The organism is Banduia mediterranea, assembly GCF_031846245.1.
GTDB lineage: Bacteria > Pseudomonadota > Gammaproteobacteria > Nevskiales > Nevskiaceae > Banduia > Banduia mediterranea.
Genome location: NZ_JAVRIC010000009.1, coordinates 34,378 through 59,822 on the forward strand (window position 1 = coordinate 34,378; position 25,445 = coordinate 59,822).

A 25,445-nucleotide genomic window follows, 5' to 3' on the forward strand; every position below is an offset into this window, starting at 1 on the left:
TCAATCCCAGCTCAAGGCTCCTCCCGTCTGATACTCCGTCACACGCGTCTCGAAGAAGTTCTTTTCCTTCTTGAGGTCCATGACTTCACTCATCCAGGGGAAGGGGTTTTCCGCACCGGGGTAGATTTCCTTGAGGCCGATCTGGTTGCAGCGGCGGTTGGCGATGTACTTCATGTATTCGTTGAACATGCCGGCGTTGAGGCCCAGCACGCCGCGCGGCATGGTGTCGTGGGCGTAGCGGATTTCCAGTTCGGTGGCCTCGATGATCATGGCGCGGGCCTGTTCCTGGAATTCGGCGGTCCACAGGTGCGGATTTTCGACCTTGATCTGGTTGATCACGTCGATGCCGAAGTTCATGTGCATGGCTTCGTCGCGCATGATGTACTGGATCTGCTCGGACGTGCCCATCATCTTGTTGCGGCGGCCGAAGCTGAGCAGCTGCACGAAACCGACGTAGAAGAAGATGCCTTCGAACACCACGTAGAAGGCGATCATGTCGCGCAGCAGGCGCTGGTCCATTTCCGGGGTGCCGGTGTGGAACATCGGGTCTGCCAAAGACTGGGTGTAGGGCAGGCTCCACGCAGCCTTGTCGTGGATGCTCGGCACTTCCCGATACATGTTGAAGACTTCGGCCTCGTCCAGGCCCAGGCTTTCGATGATGTACTGGTAGGCGTGGGTGTGGATCGCTTCCTCGAAGGCCTGGCGCAGGATGTACTGGCGGCATTCGGGGTTGGTGATGTGCTTGTAGACGGCGAGCACGAGGTTGTTGGCGACCAGGCTGTCCGCGGTGCTGAAGAAGCCCAGGGAGCGCTTGATAATGGAACGCTCGTCCTCGGTGAGACCGTTGGGGTCCTGCCACAGGGCGATGTCGGCAGACATGCCCACTTCCTGCGGCATCCAGTGGTTGTTGCAGGCGTCCAGGTACTTGTCCCAGGCCCATTTGTACTTGAACGGCACCAGCTGGTTGAGGTCCGCGCGGCAGTTGATGATCTTCTTGTCGTCCACCTGGATGCGGCCGGCGCCCATTTCCAGATCTTCCAGACCGGTGGCACCGGCAACATCACCCACAGGGGCGCTCACGGGTGCCTGCGCCTGATGCAGCGCACTCGAGCGTACCGGCTCGAGGCGGGGCTGCGGAGTGGCGGGGGCGTCGTCCCAGTTCAGCATCTTGAATCTCCTTTTGCGGATCGCGCCGTGGGGCCACCACAGGCGATCTGGAAGCACTGGATTGATCAGAGTCAGCGCGACCGTTATTTGTTCATTCGAGAGGTTTTTGCCTCCCCCCTAGCCACCGGCCGGGGCGGCCGGGAGCTGCTGCGTTTCGTTGCGTCGGGCGTTTGCGAAAGAAGCTGGCGGACGGTGTGGGAGCCCGACTTCTGTGGCCGGTCCCCAAGCGCCGCGCAGACCACGCGCAAGGCACGCGTTGCGTTGGATAAGCGTGCACCCGGCCTTGGGGTTCAGTCAAGCGAAAAACACAATCTGTTGTGTTTGGCCGACGAATGGCCCCCTATATGTTGATCAACAAACTATCCACAGCTTGTGCAGAGCGTATTCATGCGGGCTGTGGATGACACAGTGCTTGAGCTTGCTGGGCTCGCGGTGCCGATGAGCAGGAACTGACCGCTCGGAGCGCATCGTGAGCCGGAGGAATTGTCTGACTTTTCCCGCCAGGAATTTTGCTTCGGCGTCTGAAATCGAGCGGACCGTTGGGGCGGTAAGCTTGTGCTCGGGTGTGAATTGCCGCCCCCCCCCCCGCGAAGCGGACTGCGGTGTATCCGTGAGCGCGGCGATGATGGTGAATCACCAGTATCCGGACCACGTCGTCCGCAAGTGTGCGGAACAACACCGAATACGGGAAGCGGCGAACCAGGCAGCGCCGAATATCGGGTCCATGCCGAAACGAGTGGAATCGGCCTGTAATCTTCGTGTTGCCTGATTGAGGAGTTCATGAAGAGTGGGGAGCACACATGCCGGGATCGGAAGCCTTGTTCACGCCGGGAGCAACCACGTCCGGTTTGATGCGCAGCGACGGGTCGGTGAGCACGGGGCTGCGGCTGGAGAAGTAGGCCATTTCGTCGTTGTTGTCGGTGGCGCCGACGGTGAACGAGGATTCGTAGACGGCCAGTGGGAAGGCGAGGGTGCCGCAGGTGTCGCCGTCATTACCGGCGTAGACCACCTGCACGATGCCGGCGGCCTTGGTGGCCTCGTTGACGTTTGCAGCCGCGGCGGTGCGCAGGCTTCCACACAGCCCCAGGAGTTGTTGACCACGTCCGGCGCCATCGTCGGTTCGGCGGCGGTGGCGATGTGTGCGGCGCAAAGCAGTATCAATCCCGCTAGCAGGGACGGTCGATTCATTCTTGTGTAGCCCCCGTAACTGTTGGAGGTCACTCGAAGCGGGGCATCCACATTCCATTGAGTTGAGATGCTGAAAGCCTGGAGAGGCAATCCGCGGGCCACAGTGGTGCCAGGCCAATCGAACCTAACGGCCACGCCACAAGCGGAACCCCGCAGAATGGATCGCCTGAGGCATGGCCGTTGCCCTCACTCACCGCTCGCATTCGCGAGCGGTCCCCCTCTCTCCCGCAAACGGGCGAGGGTGGGTCGGCATCACGCCGCGTGTGATTCACGTCAACGATTCGGACGTTCGGACCGGGCGTTGACCGGCGGCGGGTGTGGGGCTGCCGGACCGTCGCTCCGGGGGCTCGCGTGGCGGGAATCCGGAATCCATGCGGTTTGGCCGGGAGCCGCATGGATTCCGAATCAAGCTGGCGGCTTGTCCGGAATGACGGAGTCTGATCAATCTCGGCGGGCTTGGCGCGATTCCCAAATGCGCAGCGCCTGTTGATAGTGTGCCAGCGCATCCTCGTAGACTTCGAGCACGCAGGGCGTGCAGCCGCTGCCGCAGCAATCGCTCGGCAGCGGCTTCTCCGGCGGTTCGGGACGAGGGTCCTGCGGATTGGGAGTATCGGGAACCAAAACGGTCATCGAACGATGGGCGGTTCGGTGCGGAGGAATCGTTGCCTGGAGCGTCAGCCGACCATACTGATCGGCTGACGCACGCGGTGCAAATCGAGGCTTCGCTGCGGGTTGCGTCAGATCAGCACGGCGACCTGCAGCGGCGCGCTTTGTCGCAGGATATTGACGCTGACGTCGTTCTCGTGGCGCCGCAGGGCCAGGTCGATGCGTGCCTCACCCATCGGCAGATCGCGGATTTCCAGGGTGTCGATCCACACCGGCAGACGCGGCCGCTCGAAGCGCAGCTGCGGTGGGTCCAGCGAGAAGCTGAGGCCCAGGCAGTTTTGCAGCATCTGGAAGACGCTGCCGGCAGCCCAGGCCTGCGGTGCGCAGGCCACCGGGTAGAGCGTGGGGCCTTCGCCGTCGCGGCGCGGGAAGCCGCAGAACAGTTCCGGCAGGCGCATCAGTTCCATGTTCAGGCTCGCGTCGAACAGGCCGGTGAGCAGGCGCAACGCCTCGTCGTGGAAGCCGTAGCGCGCCAGCCCCGCCATGACGATGGCGTTGTCGTGCGGCCAGACCGAGCCGTTGTGGTAGGACATCGGGTTGTAGCGCGCCTCGCGTTCGGCCAGGGTGCGCAGGCCCCAGCCGCTGAAGCTGCCGGGCGCCAGCAGCGTCTTTGCAAGCGTGGCCGCCTGCGCGGGTTCGGCGATGCCGGCCCACAGCGCGTGGCCGGCGTTGGAGGCGCGCACCCGGCAGGCTTGTTTGCGGCCGTCCAGTGCCAAGGCATAGCTGCCGATGTCCTCGCACCAGAAGGCCTCATTGAAGCGCCGCCTGAGCTGCGCGGCCGCGGCCTCCAGTTGAACCGCACGTTCGTGCTGCCCGAGCGCCCGCGCCAGACGGGCGGCGCCGCAGCGTGCGGCGTAGACATAGGCCTGGACCTCACACAGCGCGATCGCGCCCTCGGCCGGTGCGCCGTCGGCGTGCGAAATCGAGTCGAAGGAATCCTTCCAGCCCTGCTGTTCGAGGCCGTCGGCGGTTTGCCGCTGATACTCGACGAAGCCGTCACCGTCGACGTCGCCGTAGCGGTCGATCCAGTCCAGCGCGGCCTCCACCGCCGGCCACAGCGCACGCAGCGTGGCCTCGTCGCCGGTGCGGCCGTGGTACTCGGCGGCCAGCACCACGAACAGCGGTGTGGCGTCGGCCGTGCCGTAGTAGCTGCCGAACGGGATCTCGCGCAGCGCGGCCATCTCGCCGCCGCGCATTTCGTGCAGGATCTTGCCGGGCTGGGCTTCGCGCGAGCGATCCAGTTGCTGCGACTGGTGCGCCGCGAGATAGTGCAGCACGCCGCGCGCCAGTTCCGGCCACAGCCACAGGGTTTGCAGGGCGGTGATGATGCCGTCGCGGCCGAAGGCGGTACTGAACCAGGGCACGCCGGCGTAGGGGTAGGGGCCGTAGGGTGTTTGCGACACCAGCAGGTCCAGGTCCGAGGCCGAGCGTCCCAGCCATTCGTTGAACTGCTCGTTGCTGCTGTAGAGCATCCGGCCCAGCCGACTGCCGTTGGCCTGGGCCGGCGGTGGGCAGGTGGCCGAGGCCGCATGCTCGGCTGGGGCGTCCAGGTCGCAGGCGACGGACCAGCGCAGCACCATGGGCTCGCGCGGTTGCAGCACCAGATCGAAGCCGGCGCCGTCCTCGACCAGGCGGTCCGGCACGGGATCGAAACGGACCTGCGTGTAGCGCGGGCGCGCGTCGAGCCCGCGGTAGCCGAGCCGCAGCCCGTCACCCGATAGCGCTGTCGGCAAAGCCGTGCCGCGCTGCGCGCGCGTCTGGCCGCGGACTTCGAAGATGTCGGAATAGTCCGCCGCCAGATTCAGCGCCAGTTGCAGGTTCACCGGTTCATGCGCGTAGTTCATCAATTCGACGGTTTCGTACAGCACGCCGTCGCAGAGCTGCTTGCTGCGGCGGATGTGCACGCTGTCGCGCGGAATGCCGCCGCCCGGCGCGGTGATCTCCGGCAGCGTCAGGTCCACCGAGAATGCGTTGTTGTCGCGGCTGACCGCAGAATTGAGCAGCAGCAGCGGCACGCCGGATACGCTGAATTCCAGCCGCGACAGAAAGCGCGTGCCGTCGCGGTACAGGCCCTGTTCGCCGAGGCCCGCGGGCTGGATGTCGCCAAGGCGATCGAACACCGCGAAGGCGTCGCCGTGCTTGAGCACGCGGGTGCGCGCATCGGCGCGCGGGGAGGTCGCGCTGACGTACCAGCGTTCGTTGACGTGGATCAGATCGTCCATGGCGGCGACGCCTCAGGCGACCCGGTCCCAGGGCACTGCCTCGCCCGGGTCGCGGCCGAAGCGCAGGCCCTCGTAGGAGCGCACATAGCCTTCGGCCATGCGCCGCGCGGAGAAGCGCTGCTCGAAGTCGCGGCGGCAGTGCACGCGGTCGATGCGGTCCAGGCGCGATACCGCCGCCACCGCTTCCTCGACGCTGTCGACGATGAAGCCGGTGTGGCCATCGCGAATCACTTCGGGCACCGATCCGCGGCGGAAGGCGATGACCGGCGTGCCGCAGGCCAGTGCCTCGATCATCACCATGCCGAAGGGCTCGGGCCAGTCGATCGGGAACAGCAAGGCCTTGGCATGGCCGAGAAAGTCGTCCTTGTCGGCGTCGCTGATCTCGCCGACGTACTCGATCAGCGGATGCCGCAGCCAGGGCTCGATGTGTTCACGGAACCAGGGTTCGTCGCAATGGTCGAGCTTGGCGGCGATGCGCAGCGGGATGCCGGCGCGGATCGCAATGTCGATCGCGCGGTCGGCGCGCTTGTCCGGCGAAAAGCGGCCGACGAAGGCCAGGTATTTCCCGGGCTGCGCCTGCAGGCGGTAGAGGTCCTCCGGCAGGCCGTTGTACACGGTGGCGCGCCAGTTCATCGGCAGCTGCCGCAGCGGGCGGCGCTGGTCCTCGGAAATCGAGGCCATTGGCGAACTTGCGAAGCGCTCGAACAGGCCGCGGAAGTCCGGCATGTCCAGACGCCCGTGCAGCGTCGTCAGATGCGGGATGCCGAGCCGGCGCACCAGCGGGCAGTGAGCGAGGTAGTCGCTGTGGAAGTGCAGCACGTCGAAGTCCGCGGCGTGGTCCAGCACCTGATCGATCTGCGTGATCAGATAGGGCACGGTGTCGCGAACGTCCGGGTCGGTGCGCAGCGGTCGCTCGACCAGCGGCACCAGCCGGGCCTGGGTCACGGAGTCGCCGCTGGCAAATAGCGTGACTTCGTGGCCCTGACGCACCAGCTCTTCGGTCAGGTAGGACACCACGCGCTCGGTGCCGCCGTAGCGTTTCGGCGGCACGCTCTCGTGCAGGGGGGCGATCTGGGCGATTCTCATCGTCAAATTCTCCATAGGCCGTCTTCGGAAAATTCGATGCACAGCGTGGTGGCTCGTCTCGGGGCCGCCGCTGAGCCGTCCACTGGCATCCGGATCGACGGTCCCGGACCGGACGGATGCCGGTATCGAGACGGTCTTTCGCCGCTGGTGGGGTTGCCGGGAAAATTTTCAAGAGTGCTTTCGCCCTCGGCTTCGGAGATTCGCGAATCGCTCTTGAAAGTGACCGCGACAGCCCTAGATTCGCTGGCGGATCACTCCAGCCCGGGTGACCGGCGGGGTGATGTCGTATGAGTTCCACCAGCCGATGGAGGTAACTATGAGCATCAGCAACCTGATTCCCTGGAACAAACACCGTTCCGTGCCGGTGCAGCGGCAGGCCGACACCGAGCCGCTCATGGCTTGGCGTCAGCAGGTCGACCGCATGTTCGACGACTTCTGGCGTGCCTTCGAGGCACCGTTCGTGGGCCAGAATTTCGGCTCCGCCGGTATGGTCTGGCCGCGCCTGGATGCCTCGGAGAACGACAAGTCCTACGTGATCGATATCGAGCTCGCCGGCATGGACGAGAACGATGTGGAACTGTTCGTGGAGGGCGACGTGCTGGTCGTGCGCGGCGAGAAGCGCAGCGAGGACACGGATGCCCGGCGCCAGATTGGCGAGCGTTACTACGGTCGCTTCGAGCGCCGGCTGCAGCTCGGTCCGGACGCGCTGGCCGACGAGACGACCGCGAAGATGCGCAAGGGCGTACTGCGCGTCACGGTGCCCAAGGCCGAGAACAGTCCGTACCGGATGCGCCGCATCACGGTCGAGCAGTAAGCGGAACGAAACAGCGCCCGTCCAGGTTTCTGGGCGGACGCTGTTTCTTGATCGCAAGACGCCAGATCAGGTCTACTTCGCTGCACTGTCATTGGCCATGGCAGCTTAAACCCACGCAGAGAATCCACTTATAAATTCAGGCCCGCTGTACAGACGATCGGGGCCAGCTCTCAGCGGTTTGTGGCGACGCCCCTGGATGACGATGCCGATCCCGCGTTCTGTGACTGGTGGGTGGGTGATGACTGGACCTCCTTCCTCGGTCCCTTGTCGTGCCCGACCGATCTCGCCCAGCCGAAGTTCTCGGAAGAGGCCCTGCGCGACGCGATCATCCGTGCGCTCTGGAAATCCGCGACCGGCAAGCGCATGAGCCAGATCCTGGCCGGGCTGGACTGAGCCGTCGATCGTCGTGGCGGTGGTCACTGCCTGCAAGCAAGGGACACCGCCAGGCCGTTCTTTCCGGCGGTGCCGAAAGCGAAGGCCTGCGTTCGACCATCTGATGACGGTATCCGTCACGTCACCCGACACCGAATCCGAGGCCTGCCATGACCAAAACGATTTTCATCAGCCTGCCCGTGACCCATCTCGATGCATCGATCGCGTTCTATCGGGCGCTTGGTTTTGAAAGCGACTCCCATTTCACGGATGAGACGGCTGCGTGCATGGCCTGGGCGGACATCACCCCGTTCAGGGCCTTGGCTCCATGTACAGCCGCGACCTCTTCGATCCGGACGGACATGTCTGGGGCGTCATGTGGATGGAGGCTTCGGCGATGTGCGGGGAAAGCCAGCAAACTTGAAGTCGAGCGTGTGCGATCTTGCGATCGGCGCGCCGACGGTGCGATCCGCCACGAAGTCATCTGCCCACGTGTCCACCGACGATACAGCGGCGTCGCTACAGCACTGACAGGACGCGCTCGCCGTCACTGAGCCGAATCCCGGCATAGCTGCAGTCGCCGGTGCCGCGCTGAAACACGCTGTTGGCGATCAGCCAGATCCGCACGATGCGCTGGGGCGAGCCGCCCATGCTGCGCGCCATGTGCCGTTGGTAATCAGCGTAGAGATTGCGTGACTCGGAGTGCCACTCGCCGAGCCCGTCGGAGCCGCTGCGGACGACGACGTGATACTCCTTGTCCTTCCACGCCGGCAGCGGGCAGATGTAGCCAGTCTCCACCGGTAGGGTGCTGCTCCAGTAGTAGGTGAGGTCCTTGCCCGTATCGAATTCGATGGCGATGCTCAGATAGTCATGGCTGAGGACGGCGTCCTCGCGGATGGTGGAGGGCAGCGTCTCGACGATCCAGCGCCAATCGATTTGTGTGCTGGGGACAAAGGGAAAGTCAACATCGTGCTGGATGATGCCGACATCGCCGTGGGTATGGCAGCAGATGGCGGGTGCGCCGTCCGGAGTCTGGCATGCGCGATAGATTTCATTGTCGGGAATATGCCAGAGCTGATTCCACCCACTCGGACGCTGCGGCCCCAGTTCCAGTCGTTCGATCTCGCGTGCCAGCCAGCCATCGACATCGCCGGATTGCTGCAGCGCTTTCAGGCCGGTCAGTGCGTCGGACTGCCAGCGAATCACCAGGATCAGCAGTTCGCCCTTCAGTGAGCGGTAAACCGTGTCGGGATTCATGGTGTTGCCGTGCTTGTCTGCCCAATCGTTCGGAAAGTAGTTGCCGAACTGCAGCGTTCCGGCGCGATCCGCTGTGACGGAGTGACTGTTGCGTGAAGCGCTGATGAGGTCGCCGTCGTTGCCGATCCGGCTCCAGACTTGCAGCGCCGGCGAGACCCAGACGTCCAGCGGCTTCGATGCCCAGGTGCGACCGCAAACGAACCAGCTGACGACATCGTTGGGTTCCAGTTGCACGCCGCTGTCCAGCCACGGCGCGGCGTTGGCTGGCATGTCGATCCAGCGGGCTTTGGCGATGAGTCCTGCCGGCGCCTGGTCCAGCAGTGCCTGCATCCGCAGCTTGAACCGCGCACAGTCCGGTGCGGGTTCGATCTGACCCGCGCGTCGGCGCCGCCGCGTATCGATGAAACGTCGCCCCGCCACTGCCAGTTCGGTGATCACTCCCGCCATTGACGGCTCCTCCGCTCGCTTTTCTCAAGCATTATCGTAACGGCTCGTCAGCAAAATCTGTGGGTGGATTCTGGCTCAGGTAGGACGCCAAGCGCGTATTACAAGGCGATTTCAGCGCCGTGGTAGGTCCGGAAACCGAAGGATTTTCTGGTGGCCAGTTTTGCTTTGATGTTGAATCCCTCCACGACACCGCTGGAAAACAGGCCTTTGGCCCGGAACCAGTTGAGCAAAAGCGCGCGGTGGCGCCGGAGCATTTTGGCAACCTTTTTCATCGGTTCGAGCTTCGAACGCATGGTACGCGTACACCATTGATCCAGAAAGCGGACCGTCCAGCAGGGCGACACGTAGGTCCAGAAGGTTTGAAAGTCTTCCTTGAGCAGGCAGGCGCGAACTGTACGCAGGTTGTAGCGCAGCAGCTCGGCCAACTTCGGTGTCTGCTTGGCGGTCAGATGTTCGGGCCGCATGAGCAGCAGCCAGCGGGACCTGGTCAGCACAGGTTCGTAGCCCTTGGCTTTCAAGGCGCGTACCTCCTCGGCCCGCACCATGTCGATCGCCTTGCTCAGGTACATCATGATGTGGAACCGGTCGAGCACGCGCAGCGCCTGACCAGCCTTCTTGGCGATGACCTTCAGGTAGGGTCGCCACCTGGGCTTGATCCGGAATCCACGTGAGGTTCCGCAGGCCCGAGCCGAGCCAAGCCACTCGGGGCCGAGTCCGACCTCCGGTTTCGTCAGCTCAGTGGTCGACGCGCTTCGGATAGTCGTAGTCGACAACCCGTCCGCCGTCCGCGGTGACGGCGCTCCAGTTGACGCCGTCCAGTGCCAGACGTGTGACGGCGCAGGTCGGTACGTCCGCCGGCAGTACACCACCAGCGTCCCGCGCCAGCGCATGCTGCAATTCGCTGAAACCCGGGTTATGCCCGAACAGCACCACGTTCGCGCAATCGGTGGGCAATTCGCGCACCACCGTCAGCAACGTGGGCAACGCGGCTTCATAGATGCGTGCTTCTTCCACGATCCGCGCCGTATCGAGCCCAAGCACGTCCGCGAAAATCCGCGCGGTGGTGATGGCTCGCCGCGCCGGGGAGCTGACGATCAACTGTGGTGGCGTATATCGCTGGCGCCAGCGTTCGGCCATTTCCGGAGCGTCGCGCAGACCGCGTGCGCTCAGCGGGCGTTCGAAATCGCTCAGCGTGCCGTCGCCCCAATCGGACTTGGCATGGCGGACCAGTGTCAGTTGCAGACTCATGTTTCGGTGGAACCCCGTGCAGGCAGATAGATGTCATAGCGGGCCTGAGAGCCCATGATGCGGAAATTGGGTGTGGCATTCGCAAGCGGCGGCGCCTTGAGCGGCCGTTTGACAACGACGCGCCGTGTCGCGCAGGCCAGGGCGGCGGGCAGCAGGGCATCCGCATCCTCGTCGCCGCCACTGAGCGCGCGCAGGACCTGCATTTCCTTCTTGGCCAAGGCTTGTTTGCCGCTGTGGGGATACATGGGATCGATCAGGACGACATCCGCGGTGGCCGGGTGCGCGTGCAGCCACACCACGGCTTCGGTGGCGAAAAGCCGCATGCGGGAAATGGCCGGGTCGTCCGGAACACGTTGCAGGGCATCGGCCAGTAGCGCCGCGGTTTGTTCGCATCGTTCCAGCAGGGTGAGTTCGGCGCCCAGCGAAGCGAGCACGTAGGCATCGCGGCCGAGGCCGGCGGTGGCATCCACGATGCTGGTCTGCGGGTACTTGTGCAGTCCAACCGCGCGCCCCAGCAATTGTCGCTTTCCGCCACGAATGCGGCGCCGGATGTCGTCTGAAGCCCAGTCCACACCGATCGGAGCATAATTCGGCAGGTGTTCGGCGCGTAGCACCAAGCGGTCCCGATCCTGTTCGAGTCGGAAGGAAGCTGCATGCGGCAGTGGGGGATCGGCTCGCGTAGACATCTTCGTGGCATGGACCGCAGACCAGGATGGTAGCAGCCTCCGCTACACTGCCGGTCTGCCGCCGGATCGGAAGTTTTGCGTCACCGGCGCCGCCAACCAACCAACCATTTCTCCTGCTCTTGAACGCGAAGCAACTTGAAAGAAGGCTGCGAGCCGCACTGGCCGACACGGAGTCCAGGGCGCCACGCCGCCGCGCGCAGGAAATGGACTCTCCCGTTGTGCGCAAATGGTTCGAGCAGCAGACGCGGGGCGTGCTGAGGCCGTCTGCCGTTCTCGTACCGATCATGCGTCGCGAGCGTGAGCTGACGGTACTGCTGACCCGTCGCGCGGATCACTTGCGGGCACACCAGGGGCAGGTGAGCTTTCCGGGTGGTCGCAGCGAGCCGGACGACGCCTCGGCGGCCGCGACCGCGCTGCGCGAGGCCTGGGAGGAAGTCGGCCTGCGTCCGGAAGCGGTGGAGATCTGCGGTTATCTGGACGACTATCCGACACTGACACGCTTCATTGTGACGCCGGTCGTTGGATTAGTGGATGATGTGCCGACGCTGCGGCACGATCCGGCCGAAGTCGCCGAAGTGTTTGAAGTGCCGCTTCGGCTGCTGATGGAGCCCGGACGGTTTGAGCGCCATGTCCTGACCCGTGATGGGCTGCAGCTACCGTTCGTTCAGGTGCGTTACGAGGGACAGAAGATCTGGGGGGCGACTGCGGCGATGTTGCGCGATCTGATCTCCCGGCTGGAGGCCGTCACGGTATGAGCGGCTCGGACTTGACTCTGCACCACGCGATGAGCCTGCAAGCGGACGCGGCGCTGGATGGTTTTGACTGGCCCGTGGCGCTGGACCTGTTTGACAAGATCGTCGAGGAACTCCGTGAATTGCGCGCGGAGCTTGAAGCCGAGCCCGCGGACCCGGTTCGGGTGCTCGATGAGCTTGGTGACGTAATGTTCTGCGTGGTCAATCTGGCGCGCAAGCTACAGCTCGATCCGAGCGAAGCACTCGCTGGCGCCAATCGCAAGTTCGAGCGCCGCTATGAGCACGTGCGCAAATATCTGCACGCGTTTCCGGCCATCGGCGATCCTGCCCGTCTGGAATGCATGGAGGCGCGCTGGCAAGAGGCGAAGACTAAGGAGAAACACGGGGAACCGGAGTGATTTTTACCCACTCGCGAGCCGAAGATGGACTGGGCATGATGACTGGGGCACCAGCCTGAATCCTCCTGCAACGCAGGACGATGGCGGAGTAGGCTTTCCGCAACTTGAGAATTTCCGCTATTTGCCTGAAATCAATACCTTCACGCACCTGGTTCACTTGAATAGAATCAAACCAAGCGTAAGCCTTTCAGGCTCCGGGTAATCTTGGACCATGCCGGACACGATTCAATGAGCGATATCGAGCAGACCAGCCTGCTGTATTACCAGTCCTCGGACTGCTCGGCGCAATGGGGCGATTTCCTGAAGACGCTGGCGTCCGAACTCGACGCTCAGATGAGCGCCGAGGAGAATCGCGCCTTTTTTTATGTGCTCGGCGCCCGCCTGGCGGATCGCCTGAGCCTGCCGCAGGCCGATACGCTTGAAGCGCTGGAACAAAGCATCAATGTTCAGCTGCGCAGCATCCGCTGGGGCTGGACCCGGATTCGGGATATTCATTCGAGTCTGGAGATCGTTCATGCCTGCGCGCCGATGCGGCAGGCGTTCGGCGATGCGGCGATGTCGTGGTCCGGTGGTGTCCTTGAAGGCCTGTATGCCGGCTGGTTGAAGCAGCTCGGCGCTGGAGATGAACTGCAGCTGCGTCAGGTCGGTCAGGCCGAAGGGCCGAGCGATGCTTTGCGTTTCCGGCTTGCACATCCCAGCCTCTTCGTCTGAGGTCGATACATCATGTCGGACCAGGGAAATGACGATATCAAGCAGTTATACGGACACCTGGGGCTCGATCCGCGAAGTTACCGCGAGATTCGTGACGACAGGGCGGAAAATCCCGAAGCAGGAAAATCCGGAGATTGGTCGCTGCTGAGAGCGGTACGCTCACGCCTGGACCAAGGCGCGCCAGCACCGCAGGCTCCGCCGGCAGCATCACCGACGATACCGCCACCAGATGCGCGGCCCGATTCGGCGCAGCAAGCATCCTTCGTCCCACAGGTACCCCAGGCTGCTCGTGTCGAGCCGACGTTGGCGCCAACGCCGGTTGCGGGCAGGGAATCTCTGGCGGCCAGCCTGTTGGCGAGCCTCAAGGCATATGAGGTGGACCACGCCGCGCAGCGCGCGGCCAGTCCAGCAGCGGCCGAGCCGGAACCGATGGGCGCCGAACACACGCGCAGTGAAGCCCCGCCCGCTCAAGCAGCGGCCGAGCCGGGTGCTTCGCAGCCGCCGGTGGCCTCACCTGAAGACGGTCGTTCGATCGAGGTGTCACTGCGCTCGGCCATCTGGCCGTCGGTGCCGCCAAGCAGTCCGGCCCAGCCTGCGGCGGTGCCGGAGCCGCCGACCGCCGAGTCAGCACCTCCGCCGGCGCCCGGGCCGGAGCCCCAATTTTCGTCAACGTCGGCGCAGCCGCCGGCGTCCTCGTTGATGCGTGGTATATCGGGCGGTTTGGCGGACGGTCTGGCGGACGGTCTGGTTTCGACGTTCCGACGCCTGGAGGCTCCGCGTCCGCTGACCAATCCGGACCTGGCCAGGTTACGGCTGAATTACGGCGCCCGCAGCGAGGCTCACGGCGTGTCGCAGCCCAGGGATGCGAATCTGCGAGAGGTATTCGCCCGCCTGAAACGGGTCGGCGATGATCACTGACGCTCCGGGTTCGCACGCGGCGGTGGATATGCCTCGAACGAGGGTCGATAGCGCGCGCGTGATCGCGGTGCTGTCGCCCAAAGGCGGCGTGGGCAAGACCACGGTCGCCGCGAACCTGGCGGCGGAGTTGGCGCAAGCCGGAAAGCAGGTTTATCTGGTGGATCTCGATTCGCAGAACGCGGCGCGCCTGTGCTTTCGTACCGACTTCTGTGATCCGGTGGGCCACGCCCCAGGCTCCAGAAACGGCGCGGCGTGGTCGGAATGCTGTCGCGGCACTGATCGCGGTGTGATCTGTGTTCCGTTCGGGATTGTCGGTGAGAGTGAACGCGCCTGCTACGAACGCACGGTTGCGTCCGACCGCCATTGGTTGAGCAAGGGCCTGGCCTCCCTGCATGCTCCGGACGACGCGATCTTCGTCATTGATACGCCACCGGGTGGCTCGGTGTTTCTGCCGCAGGTGCTGTCGAATGCCGGTGTGGTGCTCAGCGTGGTGCTGGCCGACGCAGCCTCGTTCGCGACCCTGCCGACGATGGAGCGCTGGCTCAGCGACTTTCGTGATCGCGCTCCGGCACGGCAGCGTTCGTTCTATCTGGTCAACCGCATGGACGATTCGCGCCCTTTGCGGCGCGACGTCCATGCCGCCATGCGCGAACAATTGGGGTATCGAATGCTTGGCGGCGTGATTCATTTTGACGGTGCCGTGGAAGAGGCGCTTGCCTCACAATTGCCTGTGGCCGCCTATGACCCGCAGGCACGGGCGGCACGGGACTTCCGCGAACTGGCTGCCTGGCTGATGTCCATCCTATGAATCTTGATCGGACGAAGGGGGGATCGTGAGGGAACGGCTGAGTCAATGGCAGGCCACCGACTGGCTCGACAAGCCCTGGGTGATGTGGGTGGCACTGGTCTTTATGTCAATCCCGGCCTTGATGGTCGTGACAACACCATTGAGCCTGGCCTGGCAGGCGGTGTTTGCGATCGGAGCCAGCTTGGCAGCAATGCGGATGCGCCACATTGAAGGGCAGCTGATTTCGATCGCACTGATGGTGATCAGTCTGCTCGCCAGTTCCCGTTACATCTATTGGCGGCTTACCGAATCAGTCAGCTTCGATCAGCACCGTAGTTTTACCGACATGTTCTTCGCGGTCGGCCTCATCGGGGCCGAGCTGTACGCGTTCATGGTGCTGGCGCTGGGATTTTTTCAGGTGGTCTGGCCGCTGCACCGCAAGCCGGTTCCGCTGCCGGATGACCAATCGCTTTGGCCCAGCGTCGATGTGTTCATTCCGACTTACAACGAGCCTCTTTCAGTGGTGCGGCCCACGGTGCTGGCGGCCATGGAAATGGACTGGCCGGTCGACAAGTTCAGGGTCTATGTGCTCGATGACGGTCGTCGCGAGGAGTTCAAGACGTTCTGCGCCGAGGTGGGTGTCACGCATATCACGCGCAATGATTCCAAGCACGCCAAGGCCGGCAACATCAATCGGGCGCTGGAGAAGACGTCCGGCGAATTCATCACCATCTTCGATTGCGATCACGTCCCCACACGCTCGTTCCTGCAGCTCACGCTGGGTCTGTTCCTGCACGATCCAAAAATGGCGCTGGTACAGACGCCTCACCATTTCTTTTCGCCCGACCCGTTCGAGCGCAATCTGCGCACTTTCCGCAAGGTGCCCAACGAGGGTGAGCTGTTCTATGGACTGTTGCAGGATGGCAACGATCTCTGGGATGCCACCTTCTTCTGCGGCTCCTGCGCCGTCATCCGTCGTGAAGCGTTGCTCGAAGTCGGAGGCATCGCCGTCGAAACCGTCACCGAGGACGCTCATACTTCGCTGAAGATGCACTCGCGCGGCTGGCGCAGCGCCTACATCAATATTGCGCAGGCGGCCGGGCTGGCGACCGAGTCCTTGTCCGCGCATGTCGGGCAGCGCATCCGCTGGGCACGCGGCATGGCGCAGATATTCCGAATCGACAACCCGCTGTTCAAACGCGGCCTGAAGTGGTTCCAGCGTCTGTGCTACTTCAACGCGATGATGCACTTCTTCTACGGTCTGCCGCGTATCGTGTTCCTGACGGCGCCCTTGTCGTACCTGTTTTTCGAGGCGCATATCATCGATGCGCCGGCGCTGACGATTCTTGCCTATGCCGCGCCGCATTTGATCCTGGCCAACATGACGAACTCGCGTCTGCAGGGACCGTTCCGGCACTCCTTCTGGGCAGAAGTCTATGAGTCGGTACTCGCGACCTATATTCTGATTCCGACCACCATGGCCGTGATCAACCCCAAGCTCGGCACCTTCAACGTGACCGCCAAGGGCGGCATCGTCGAGAACGAATATTTTGATCAGCAGATCGCCAAGCCTTATGTGGTGCTGCTGCTCCTCAATACGGTGGGGTTGATCGTCGGGGTGGGGCGACTGTTCGTCTGGAACACCAACGAAACCGATACTGTACTGCTCAACATGGCGTGGACGATCTACAACCTGCTGATCGTCGGCGCCGCATTGTCGGTCGCCTGGGAGCAACGACAGATTCGCAAGGCGATCAGAGTCGAAGCCGAACTGCTGGCAGGGCTCGCTCTGCCGGACGGTCGGGTGTTCACGACCAAGACCTTCGATCTGTCGGAAACCGGGACGTCCCTGACCTTGCCAGAGGGCGTGGAGGTCGCGCACGGAACGATCGTTGAAGTGGCATTGGCACCGGACTATCGAGAAGTCTGGATGCCGGCCGAAGTGGTACGCGCTGTGGGAGGGCGCGTCGGGCTGAGATTCGGCAAACTCGATGTCGAACAGGAAAAGCAGTTGATTTATGCGATCTTCGGTCGAGCGGACGCTTGGGTCAGTTGGTCGGAGGACCGTGGCATGGACGTGCCGTCCGCGTCGTTCAAGGAAATTCTGGGTATCGGTGTATCGGGCATTGGTCGCCTGATCGCCATGGGGAGCAAATCGGTGAAGAATGCATTGGGAATCAAGCGCCGGAGCAAGCTGGCGTCCTGGCTGCTGGTGGTCGCGGCGTTGTCGGCGCTGGGCGTGGCACCGGACAGCCATGCGCAGTCTGCGGCGCAGGTGTCGGCGCAGCAGCAGGCCGCCGCTTCCGCCGGAGCGGGCAAACCAATGAAGGATCAGGCCACCACCGATCGCGTGATCCGCTCTCATACCCGGCAGCTGACACTTGAGGATCTCGGCATTTCGCGGCCGATTCGTTTGCGCGGCCTGCAGGGGGAGGTCTCCGTTCCGGTCAACGTGCGTGATGACGAGATCGTCACGCGGGCGCGCCTGCACCTCGAGTTTGCGCATTCGCCGTCCTTGCTGTGGGATGTCTCGCACCTCAACGTACTGGTCAACAACGAACTGGCGGGCACGCTGCCGATTTCGGCCGAAACCGCCAGTGGAACCGAGCGCACGATCGATATCGACCCGCGCCTGTTCGTGCAGTACAACCAGATCACGCTGCAGCTGATCGCGCACTACCGTTATGAGTGCGAAGACCCCGCGTACACCAGTCTCTGGGGTGTCGTCAGTAACCAGACCGTGCTTGAGCTCGATACCGAGCCCTTGTCTCTGTCGAATGACCTCAACCTGCTGCCGTCACCGTTCTTCGATGGCCGCGACACGCGTCGTTTGACGCTGCCGTTCGTCTTTTCCGGCACGCCGACCCTCGACGCGCTTGATGCGGCGGGCGTGACCGCCTCGTGGTTCGGCGCGATGGCGAACTATCGCGGAGCGGAATTTCCAACCTACATCGACAGCCTGCCGCCCGGCCATGGCGTCGTGTTCGTGGTGGGGGGGCGCGGACCAGCAGGACTGCGTCTGCCGAGCAACAACGCCTCGGCCAGCATTTCGATCGTCGACAACCCGAAGACGCCGGGCGCCAAGCTACTGGTCATCCAGGGGGCTGACGGTCTGGCGCTGAAGCAGGCCGCGCGTGCGCTGGCCATGGGGTCCGAGGCTTTGGCCGGACCGTCGACGGCGATTCGTGAGTTCAGTGAGCCCGAGCCCCGTGAGCCCTACGATGCACCGCGCTGGATTCCGACCGATCGTCCGGTCGAGATTGGCGAAATTGCGGAGTCCTGGCAACTCGAGGCCAGCGGCCTGTATCCGGACACGATCCGCATCAACTTCCATCTGCCGCCGGACCTGTTCACCTGGCAGTCCGACGGCATGGAGGTGAACCTCAAATATCGCTATACGCCGACCGTGGGCAGCAAGTCCACGCTCAACGTCAACATCAACGATGGTTTTGTCGAGGCGATCGCCTTGTCCTATCTCGATGAGGAAGGCGCTTCGGCCGACCGGATCAATCTGCCGTTCGTGTCGTCGTTCGCGGCCGTCAACGAAGCCAAGGTCAGCATTCCGGACTACAAGATCGGTGGTGACAATCAGCTTCAGCTGCAGTACTACTTCGAACGCAAGAAGGAAGGACAGTGCAAGGACATCGTCCTCGACAATCTGCGCGGTGTGATCGACGAGGATTCAACCGTCGACCTCAGCGACATTCCGCACTATGCCTTCCTGCCTGATCTGGCCCTGTTTGCCGACGGCGGCTTTCCGTTCTCGCGACTGGCCGACCTCTCGGAGACCGGAATTGTCCTGCCGAGCAACATCACGCCGCAGGAAATCAGCGCCTATTTGCTGGTGATGGGGCGTCTCGGCGACGTGACCGGCTATCCGGCGATTCGTTTCCAGTTGGTACACGCCGATCGCATCTCCGAGCTGAGCGATCGCGACATCCTGGTGTTCGGCGCCGCCGGTAACCAGCCGCTGCTCGAACAGTGGGCCGACTACATGCCGATGACGGTGGCACGCGGCGAAACCCGGCTGCGCGTGATCGGACCGGTGGAACGTCTGCGTGCCCGGTGGGAAGGGCGTGATGTCGAGGGCGCGATCAATCATGCGGGCCGGGTGATTCTTGAAGCGGGCCGTTCGCTCGGCGGCGTCATGAGCTTCGAATCGCCCCTGTCGTCCGGACGTACCGTGGTGGTGCTCACCGCCGGCGACTCGGACCGCTTGCTCGACGTCGCCCGCATGTTCACAGATTACGGCAAGGTGCCGTTCGTCCAGGGTGATCTGGTGCTGCTCAATGGCGACGAGGTCAACCACTACAGCCTCGAGAACCAGTACGCCGTTGGCCGCCTGCCGTTCTTGCTCGGCCTGCGCTGGTGGCTGTCCCAGCAGCCATTGATACTCGTGATTTTCGTGGTGGTGATCGCTCTGTTGATGGCGGCCATTCTGTTCCGCCTGCTGCGCCGCATGGCCGCTGCGCGGAAGGATGGCCGCGCCTGATCGGGGCGCGGGCTCACCTGGGATTTGCTCGCGATGCGCAAAGTGCTTGTCGGCTTGGTGGCGATCGTGCTGCTCGCGATCGGCGCATGCCTGGCGATGAACTGGTATGCCGCGCGCCCATGGAAGGCGTGGCAGGCATTTGCGCGGGTGTTCGTGCAGCCGGACGGACGCATTGTCGACCGCACAGCCAATGCACGGTCGACGTCGGAGGGACAGGCCTACGGACTGTTCTTCGCGCTGGTCGCGAATGACCGGCAGGTTTTCGATGCGATACTCGCCTGGGCCCGAGACAATCTGGCCGGGGGCGATCTGACGGGGAGCCTGCCAGCCTGGCTTTGGGGCCAGGGCGATGACGGGACATGGGGTGTGATCGATGCCAATCCCGCCAGTGATGCAGATCTGTGGATGGCATACAGCCTGATGGAGGCCGCCAGACTGTGGGACGCGCCGCGCTACGAGGAAATCGGGCGCGCGATTCTGTGGCGGGTCAAGGCCCACGAGGTGATCGACACGGCGGCCGGCCCGATGTTGCTGCCGGCGCCCGAAGGCTTCGCACTCAAGCCCAATGGCTGGCGCTTCAATCCCAGCTACCTTCCGGAGTTCCAGATCCGCTATTTCGCCATGGAAGATCCATCGGGACCTTGGTCGCGAGTCTGGGGCACATACACCGACATGCTGGCGCAGGTCACGCCAGCCAAGGTAGCTCCGGACTGGTTCGAGTGGTACCCCGAGCAGGGAGCCCAGCAGGACCGAAAGACCGCCGGTATCGGAAGCTACGATGCGATCCGAGTCTACCTGTGGGCAGGAATGACGCCACAACCGACGCTGTCGCCATCGATGCTGGACGGTTATGCGGAGCTGATTCGGATGCGCGGACTCCCGCCGGAACAGGTGCAGGTGACGACGCGCGGCATCAATGGGGGGAATCCTCTTGGATTTTCAGCAGCCGCCTTGCCATATCTACATGCCTTGAATGAAGATAGGCTCTTAGAAAGGCAAGAAAAGCGTTTGATTGAAAACAGAATTGCAGCTGATGGCGAGGGCGGGGCGGAATCTGGGAGCCTGGGTGATCCTGCGCATTACTACGATCAGGTCTTGGCCCTGTTCGGTGAGGGATGGGTCGCGGGCCGCTTTCGGTTCGGCGACAACGGTCAACTCGAGACAAGATGGGAGCAATCGTGCTGCGGCGTATTTTCGCGCTGACGGGTCTGACCGTCGGACTGCTGATGGGCGCCGCTGTTTGCGGCGTCGCAGGCGCGGCCGAGGGTGATGCCCAACTGCAACCGCTGATTGCCCAGGCGCATTACTGGGAGGACCGCGGTCGCTATGATCTCGCGCGGGAATCCTGGCTCAAGCTGCTGCGCGTGCAAGCCGACGACGCACAGGCGCTGGAGGGTCTGGCGAAGGCCGAGGCGCGCAGCAACAAGCCGGAGGCGGCCGGGGTCTACCTGGAGCGGCTCAAGGAAGCGCATCCCAAGCACCCCGCGATTTCCCGGATCGAAGCCGCGATTCAGCAAGGCGCCATCGATCAGACCAAACTCGAAGAACCCCGAGGCCTCGCCCGGCAGGGGCGTTATCCGGAGGCGGTGGAGTCCTATCGCAGGCTGTTCGGCGGTGAAGTTCCCGGCGGCCGCCTGGGTCTCGAGTACTACCAGACCCTGGCGGGTGTCGACGGCAAATGGGGCGAGGCCCGACAGGGCATTGAGCGACTGGCCAAGGACTACCCCGATGACCCGGTCTATCGTCTGGCGCTGGCGCAGCACCTGACCTATCGCGAGGATTCGCGCCGCGACGGCATCAGTCGCCTGGCACAGCTCGCCGACAATGCGGCGGTGTCGGTGCAGGCGCGGCAAGCATGGCGCCAAGCCTTGCTTTGGTTGTCCACGGACTCCAATGACCGGCGCTACTATCAGGCTTACCTCGACGAATACGGCAACGATCCGGAGGTTGCCGCCAAGCTGCGCAGCGTGCAGGAGGCGGTGGCCAGCGTCACACCGCAGGCCGACCCGCGTGTTGCCGAGGTGCAGGAAGCGTACGAATCATTGAATGGCGGCGAACTGGCCGCCGCATCTGCTCGTTTCGAGGACTTGCTGCTCGACGATCCGCGCGACGCCGATGGACTCGGCGGTCTGGGCATCGTACGGCTACGCCAGCAGCGTTTTGCCGAAGCGGCTTCGCTGCTCGAACAAGCCAGCATTGCCGACCCCAAGCGCTCGCAGCGCTGGTCGGAAGCCCTGTCCAGTGCACGGTTCTACGCGCTGGTAAGGGAGGCGGAAACGGCGCGTCAGGCGGCGCAGCCGGTACGCGCCGAGCAATTGCTGCGCAGCGCACTCGCCGCGGATGGCGTCGACGACGACTCGGACGTGCGCAGCACCCTGGCTGACGTGCTCGCCGAGCAGGATGAAATCGGCGAAGCCGAACGGCTTTATCGTCAAGTCTTGTCGCGTCACCCCGACAACATGAATGCGACACGCGGACTGGTCGGCTTGCTCACACGCAGCAATCGGATTCAGGAAGCGATCCAGCTGGCGGAACGCTTGCCGCCCGAACTGCGCAACCAGATCGGCAGCCTCAGTCAACTCAAGGCGCAATATCTAAGGGATCAGGCAATCGAGGCGACCGAGGCCGGTGAGCAGCAGGGCGCCGAGAACCTGCTCAAACAGGCGCTGCTGCTCGATCCGAACAGCGTCTGGGTGCGCCTCGATCTGGCACGCATCTACCAGCAACAGAAGCGCACGCGTGAAGCCAACACCCTGGTTGACGGCATTCTGTCCGGCAACCCGAACATGGGCGAAGCGATTTTCGTCAAGGCCTTGCTGTTATCGGAACAGCAACGCTGGTATGACGCGCTGCAACTGATGGAGCAGATCCCGCTGTCGACGCGTGACACCGGCATGGTGCAGCTGCAGCATCGGCTGTGGGTGCGTTACCAGACGGAACGCGCCGGTGTTTACGCCCGGTACGGTCGCACCCAGGATGCGCTGGATCTGCTGCGCCGGGTGGAACCGCAGGTCGACAACGCCCCCGAACTGCTGGGCGCACTGGCCACGGCCTATGCCGAAGTCGGTGACGAGGGCAGGGCGCTGGGTTATATCCGCGCGGCGCTGTCCGGTACGCCGGATCCCGATCCGGGGCTGCGCCTGCAATACGCCTCGCTCTTGTTCAAGCTGCGACAGGACGCGGAGTTCGAGGTGGTGATGACCGATCTGGTGCAGCGCGGCGGCTTGACCCAGCAACAGGCACTCGATCTGGCCAATCTGCGCGTGGCCTATCGCCTGCGTCAGGCCGACCTGGTGCGCGAGGAAGGTGATCTTGCGCGCGCCTATGACTATCTGGCGCCGCTGCTGCAGGTGAACCCCAATGATCCGCGGCTGCTGATGGCGCTGGCGCGCCTCTACAACGATTCCGAAGAATACGACCACGCCGCGCAGATCTACGATCGGGTACTGCAGACCGATCCGGAAAACCTCGACGCCTACAAGGGCTCGATCGGCGCCGCCCTGGCACGCAACGATCTGGAAGCCGCGAACCAGCTGTTGAACGAGGCGTTCAATTTGGACCCACAGAACGCACGCCTGTATGCCTTGGCCGGGCGGCTGGCCCGGGCGCGCGGCGAAGACGGGCGCGCGCTGGAGTATTACCAACGCGCCCTGGCGCTGGATGCGCAGCAGGGTGCCCAGGAGTTCGGGGGACGCTATGCGCCGCAGTTGTATCTGTTGGATCCGGCTGCGGCTGGCAGCCGGGTGCTTCCGGCCCCGAGCGATCGTGGTGGTTTCGGTTTTCGTCCCTCATCTGCGCAGAGCCCGAGGCGCAGTGATTCGGCGCGGGCGCGTGAAGCGGCCTGGCAACCGGCACGCGGCGGCGGCTACCTGATCAAGACCGCGGCACCGCGACGCTCAGCCGAGCCCCAGAAGTCCGAGATTCCGGAAGAGAGGGTTGAGCCGATTCCAGGAGTCTCGGTCGATCAAGGCATTCGGCCCAGCATCTACGGCATCGAACCGGCACCGATGCGAGCCGGACCCGAGCCGGTGACAGCGCAGACCAGGCCTGCATCGCAAACCGGGGCGGATGCCCCGCGCGCTCATGAGATACCCGGCGTGTTTCTCAAGCTGTCGACGCAGTCCAATGGTGAACGCGTCACACGATCAGCGGAGACGCCGTGGACGCTACCGCCGCCACCGTCCACCCGTTCCGGCAACGCTGCCGTCCCGCAGCAGATGGAGACCTTGCAGGGGCCGCCGTTCCCACCTCCAAGGCTGAGTCAGCGACCGGATTACCGGTCCGGGTCCGAATCTTCACTGTCCGCGCCGGCCACCATGCCGGCGCTGCCGACTTATTCGGCGCCATCGACGCGCCACGAGCTCACCACCGCACCGGATCCGAACTATCAGTTCATGCCTGAGGTCAGCCGTTCGACGGCCACCTCCGGACCGGCGCCAGCGCCGATGGCACCGGGCTCGCAGGCCCCGCTTTATCCGCCGTCGTCCCAGCCGGCAGTGACTTCGTCGACCTACCGCCAGACGACCAGCACCCAAGTTCAGCCGTACTCGCGTTCCTATACCGAGCCGGCGCCGGTGGTTCCGTCGAATGCGGTCCCGGCCTCGGCCTACCCCTCGACATCGACGATCCAGCAGAGCAACGGAACGGTTTCGATTCCTTACGGTCCGCTGGGCAGTAACGCCAGCGTGGTACAGACTGGCCCGTCGTATTACCCGTCGAAATCCGGCGGCACGCAAACCCAGAGCCGCAGTGAGGTCTACACGCAGGGACAGGCTCAGACCGTTCGTCGCTTCGATCCACCGAGTGGACAGGCTCCGTACCCGGCGGGCGGGCTGCCGCCCGCATCGGCGCCGCGCATGAGCACGCAGCTGTCGTCGTCCAGCGGCGACCCGGCGCTGCGCCGCGAGTTGTCGCGGGAGATCAATGATATTCGCGGTGCCTATGTCAGCCAGCCGGCACCGCAGGCGCCCGTCATGAGCTATGGCAATGATCCGGCGCTGACGGTGCCGAGCTTCGCACGACGCGAACTGCCACCGACACGCGAACGCAGCGACCTGATCCGCGAGATCGAGTCGATCGAGGCGAACCGCGCGGCCAATGCCGGACTCGGCGTGGCCTTGCGCAACCGTGACGGTCAGAGTGGCCTGGGGCGCTTGCTGGACATCGAACTTCCGGTCGAGGCAAGCATCGCCGGCACCGAGGCCGGGCGTTTCGCCCTCCGCGCCGTTCCGGTGTTTCTCGATGCCGGCTCCGTGTCCGGGCGCGATCAGCTTCTGTTCGGGGCCATGCCGCTGGTCGACGACGCCACCAGTTATCGATTCGCACAGGATGCCAGCGGCGTTGCCGTCGGCGGCGTCTATTCGATCGCGGACTTGCGTCTGGACGTGGGATCGTCGCCGCTCGGATTTCCGGTGGAGACCATCGTTGGTGGGCTGCAATGGAAGCCGCAGGTCGACAATGTGTCGTTCAAGATCGATCTGTCGCGCCGATCGGTGACCGACAGCCTGCTGTCTTACGCGGGCACGCGCGATCCCGCCACCGGCCGCGTCTGGGGTGGCATCACCCGCACCGGTGGCCGCATCGACATGTCCTACGATCTTGGGCGTTATGGCGTCTACGTCAACGGCAGCTACCACGTGCTCGATGGCGAGAACGTCGACCAGAACAATGCCTTCGAAGCCGGTGGCGGTTTCTATACGCGTGGCGTGCAGCGTCGCGGATTCCGCGTGACCTACGGCCTCAATCTCACGACGTTTTTCTACGACAAGAATCGCCGCTACTACACCTTTGGTCATGGCGGCTATTTCAGTCCACAGTTCTACATGAGCGTGGGCGTGCCGTTCGAGATCAGCGGATCGCGTGAGCGCTTCTCGTACCGGATCGGCGGCGCGATCGGTCTGCAGGCGTTCAAGGAGGATGGTGCCGCGCTGTTCCCGACCGATGCCGGGCTCCAACTCGCGGTGGAAGATCTGCTGCTGGACAGCGATGACGAGGATCTGGTCAGTGGTTACAGCGACAGCAGTCAGAGTGGTGTCGGCTACAACTTCAGCGGCGCCTTCGAATACCTGATCGCGCCACAGCTGACGGCCGGTGCGTTGCTGAGTCTGGACAACGCCAAGGACTACAATGAATCCTTGGTCATGGGCTATGTCCGTTACTGGTTCTCGGCACAACCGCGCGTATCGTCACCGCCGACGATGCTGCGCCCGTACTTCAATTTCGGGAGCGACTGAG

At 63.8% G+C, this 25,445-nt stretch carries 19 protein-coding genes; 10 read left to right on the plus strand and 9 right to left on the minus strand.

From position 1 onward, the window contains the following. From RM530_RS08125 to RM530_RS08145, 5 genes are all read right to left on the minus strand, one after another. Window positions 1-1,167, minus strand: a complete 1,167-nt coding sequence (locus RM530_RS08125; protein ID WP_349256198.1) for a ribonucleotide-diphosphate reductase subunit beta — start codon at window positions 1,165-1,167, stop codon at window positions 1-3. A gap of 778 nt (window positions 1,168-1,945) precedes the next feature. Continuing rightward, on the minus strand, window positions 1,946-2,317 hold the full coding sequence (locus RM530_RS08130) for a S8 family serine peptidase (RefSeq protein ID WP_311364725.1): 372 nt from the start codon (window positions 2,315-2,317) through the stop codon (window positions 1,946-1,948). A gap of 479 nt (window positions 2,318-2,796) precedes the next feature. After that, complete coding sequence (locus tag RM530_RS08135) at window positions 2,797-2,985, minus strand: oxidoreductase-like domain-containing protein (RefSeq protein ID WP_311364726.1); 189 nt, start codon at window positions 2,983-2,985, stop codon at window positions 2,797-2,799. Between the two features lie 107 nt (window positions 2,986-3,092). Next, complete coding sequence (locus RM530_RS08140) at window positions 3,093-5,243, minus strand: amylo-alpha-1,6-glucosidase (RefSeq protein WP_311364727.1); 2,151 nt, start codon at window positions 5,241-5,243, stop codon at window positions 3,093-3,095. Between the two features lie 12 nt (window positions 5,244-5,255). Beyond that, entirely contained in the window at window positions 5,256-6,329 is a 1,074-nt protein-coding gene (locus RM530_RS08145; RefSeq protein ID WP_311364728.1) for a glycosyltransferase family 4 protein, read from the minus strand. 316 nt (window positions 6,330-6,645) lie between these two features. Here RM530_RS08145 and RM530_RS08150 point away from each other — a divergent pair, with 316 nt between their 5' ends. Continuing rightward, window positions 6,646-7,143, plus strand: a complete 498-nt coding sequence (locus RM530_RS08150) for an Hsp20/alpha crystallin family protein (RefSeq protein ID WP_311364729.1) — start codon at window positions 6,646-6,648, stop codon at window positions 7,141-7,143. A gap of 180 nt (window positions 7,144-7,323) precedes the next feature. Next, on the plus strand, window positions 7,324-7,536 hold the full coding sequence (locus tag RM530_RS08155; RefSeq protein ID WP_311364730.1) for a hypothetical protein: 213 nt from the start codon (window positions 7,324-7,326) through the stop codon (window positions 7,534-7,536). A gap of 498 nt (window positions 7,537-8,034) precedes the next feature. On the opposite strand, the gene RM530_RS08160 is transcribed toward RM530_RS08155, so the two are convergent. The 4 genes from RM530_RS08160 to RM530_RS08175 form a co-directional block, all read right to left on the minus strand. Continuing rightward, entirely contained in the window at window positions 8,035-9,219 is a 1,185-nt protein-coding gene (locus tag RM530_RS08160) for a DUF3047 domain-containing protein (RefSeq protein ID WP_311364731.1), read from the minus strand. 98 nt (window positions 9,220-9,317) lie between these two features. After that, window positions 9,318-9,992, minus strand: coding sequence for a transposase (locus RM530_RS08165; protein WP_311364732.1), 675 nt, complete (start codon window positions 9,990-9,992; stop codon window positions 9,318-9,320). Further along, window positions 9,955-10,467, minus strand: coding sequence for a SixA phosphatase family protein (locus tag RM530_RS08170; protein ID WP_311364733.1), 513 nt, complete (start codon window positions 10,465-10,467; stop codon window positions 9,955-9,957). The genes RM530_RS08165 and RM530_RS08170 overlap by 38 nt, the downstream gene beginning before the upstream one ends. After that, complete coding sequence (locus RM530_RS08175; protein ID WP_311364734.1) at window positions 10,464-11,153, minus strand: class I SAM-dependent methyltransferase; 690 nt, start codon at window positions 11,151-11,153, stop codon at window positions 10,464-10,466. The genes RM530_RS08170 and RM530_RS08175 overlap by 4 nt, the downstream gene beginning before the upstream one ends. Window positions 11,154-11,356: 203 nt before the next feature. On the opposite strand from RM530_RS08175, the gene RM530_RS08180 reads away from it, so the two are divergent. The 8 genes from RM530_RS08180 to RM530_RS08215 all read left to right on the plus strand — a co-directional run bounded on the left by RM530_RS08180 (window position 11,357) and on the right by RM530_RS08215 (window position 25,444). Beyond that, on the plus strand, window positions 11,357-11,908 hold the full coding sequence (locus RM530_RS08180; RefSeq protein ID WP_311364735.1) for a CoA pyrophosphatase: 552 nt from the start codon (window positions 11,357-11,359) through the stop codon (window positions 11,906-11,908). Next, window positions 11,905-12,303: a MazG nucleotide pyrophosphohydrolase domain-containing protein gene (locus tag RM530_RS08185; protein ID WP_311364736.1), complete on the plus strand. Its 399-nt coding sequence runs from the start codon at window positions 11,905-11,907 to the stop codon at window positions 12,301-12,303. Before RM530_RS08180 ends, RM530_RS08185 begins: the two co-directional genes overlap by 4 nt. Window positions 12,304-12,531: 228 nt before the next feature. Then, window positions 12,532-13,014, plus strand: a complete 483-nt coding sequence (gene bcsD / locus RM530_RS08190; RefSeq protein WP_311364737.1) for a cellulose biosynthesis protein BcsD — start codon at window positions 12,532-12,534, stop codon at window positions 13,012-13,014. Between the two features lie 12 nt (window positions 13,015-13,026). After that, entirely contained in the window at window positions 13,027-13,932 is a 906-nt protein-coding gene (locus tag RM530_RS08195; protein ID WP_311364738.1) for a hypothetical protein, read from the plus strand. 28 nt (window positions 13,933-13,960) lie between these two features. Next, a complete protein-coding gene (gene bcsQ, locus RM530_RS08200; RefSeq protein WP_311364739.1) occupies window positions 13,961-14,740 on the plus strand; it encodes a cellulose biosynthesis protein BcsQ in 780 nt (259 codons plus the stop codon). Window positions 14,741-14,765: 25 nt separating this feature from the next. Next, window positions 14,766-19,211, plus strand: coding sequence for a UDP-forming cellulose synthase catalytic subunit (bcsA, locus tag RM530_RS08205; RefSeq protein WP_311364740.1), 4,446 nt, complete (start codon window positions 14,766-14,768; stop codon window positions 19,209-19,211). Between the two features lie 33 nt (window positions 19,212-19,244). Next, on the plus strand, window positions 19,245-20,414 hold the full coding sequence (gene bcsZ / locus RM530_RS08210) for a cellulose synthase complex periplasmic endoglucanase BcsZ (protein WP_311364741.1): 1,170 nt from the start codon (window positions 19,245-19,247) through the stop codon (window positions 20,412-20,414). Then, window positions 20,390-25,444, plus strand: coding sequence for a cellulose synthase subunit BcsC-related outer membrane protein (locus tag RM530_RS08215; RefSeq protein ID WP_311364742.1), 5,055 nt, complete (start codon window positions 20,390-20,392; stop codon window positions 25,442-25,444). Before bcsZ ends, RM530_RS08215 begins: the two co-directional genes overlap by 25 nt. Window position 25,445 lies beyond the last annotated feature (1 nt).

Coding starts and splice junctions, on each gene's coding strand:
- RM530_RS08125 (WP_349256198.1), bottom strand. CDS start 1,167: ATGCTGAACTGGGACGACGCCCCCGCCACTCCGCAGCCCCGCCTCGAG.
- RM530_RS08195 (WP_311364738.1), top strand. CDS start 13,027: ATGTCGGACCAGGGAAATGACGATATCAAGCAGTTATACGGACACCTG.
- bcsQ (WP_311364739.1), top strand. CDS start 13,961: ATGCCTCGAACGAGGGTCGATAGCGCGCGCGTGATCGCGGTGCTGTCG.
- bcsZ (WP_311364741.1), top strand. CDS start 19,245: ATGCGCAAAGTGCTTGTCGGCTTGGTGGCGATCGTGCTGCTCGCGATC.
- RM530_RS08145 (WP_311364728.1), bottom strand. CDS start 6,329: ATGAGAATCGCCCAGATCGCCCCCCTGCACGAGAGCGTGCCGCCGAAA.
- bcsD (WP_311364737.1), top strand. CDS start 12,532: ATGAGCGATATCGAGCAGACCAGCCTGCTGTATTACCAGTCCTCGGAC.
- RM530_RS08150 (WP_311364729.1), top strand. CDS start 6,646: ATGAGCATCAGCAACCTGATTCCCTGGAACAAACACCGTTCCGTGCCG.
- RM530_RS08160 (WP_311364731.1), bottom strand. CDS start 9,219: ATGGCGGGAGTGATCACCGAACTGGCAGTGGCGGGGCGACGTTTCATC.
- RM530_RS08140 (WP_311364727.1), bottom strand. CDS start 5,243: ATGGACGATCTGATCCACGTCAACGAACGCTGGTACGTCAGCGCGACC.
- RM530_RS08185 (WP_311364736.1), top strand. CDS start 11,905: ATGAGCGGCTCGGACTTGACTCTGCACCACGCGATGAGCCTGCAAGCG.
- RM530_RS08170 (WP_311364733.1), bottom strand. CDS start 10,467: ATGAGTCTGCAACTGACACTGGTCCGCCATGCCAAGTCCGATTGGGGC.
- RM530_RS08135 (WP_311364726.1), bottom strand. CDS start 2,985: ATGACCGTTTTGGTTCCCGATACTCCCAATCCGCAGGACCCTCGTCCC.
- RM530_RS08175 (WP_311364734.1), bottom strand. CDS start 11,153: ATGTCTACGCGAGCCGATCCCCCACTGCCGCATGCAGCTTCCTTCCGA.
- RM530_RS08180 (WP_311364735.1), top strand. CDS start 11,357: ATGGACTCTCCCGTTGTGCGCAAATGGTTCGAGCAGCAGACGCGGGGC.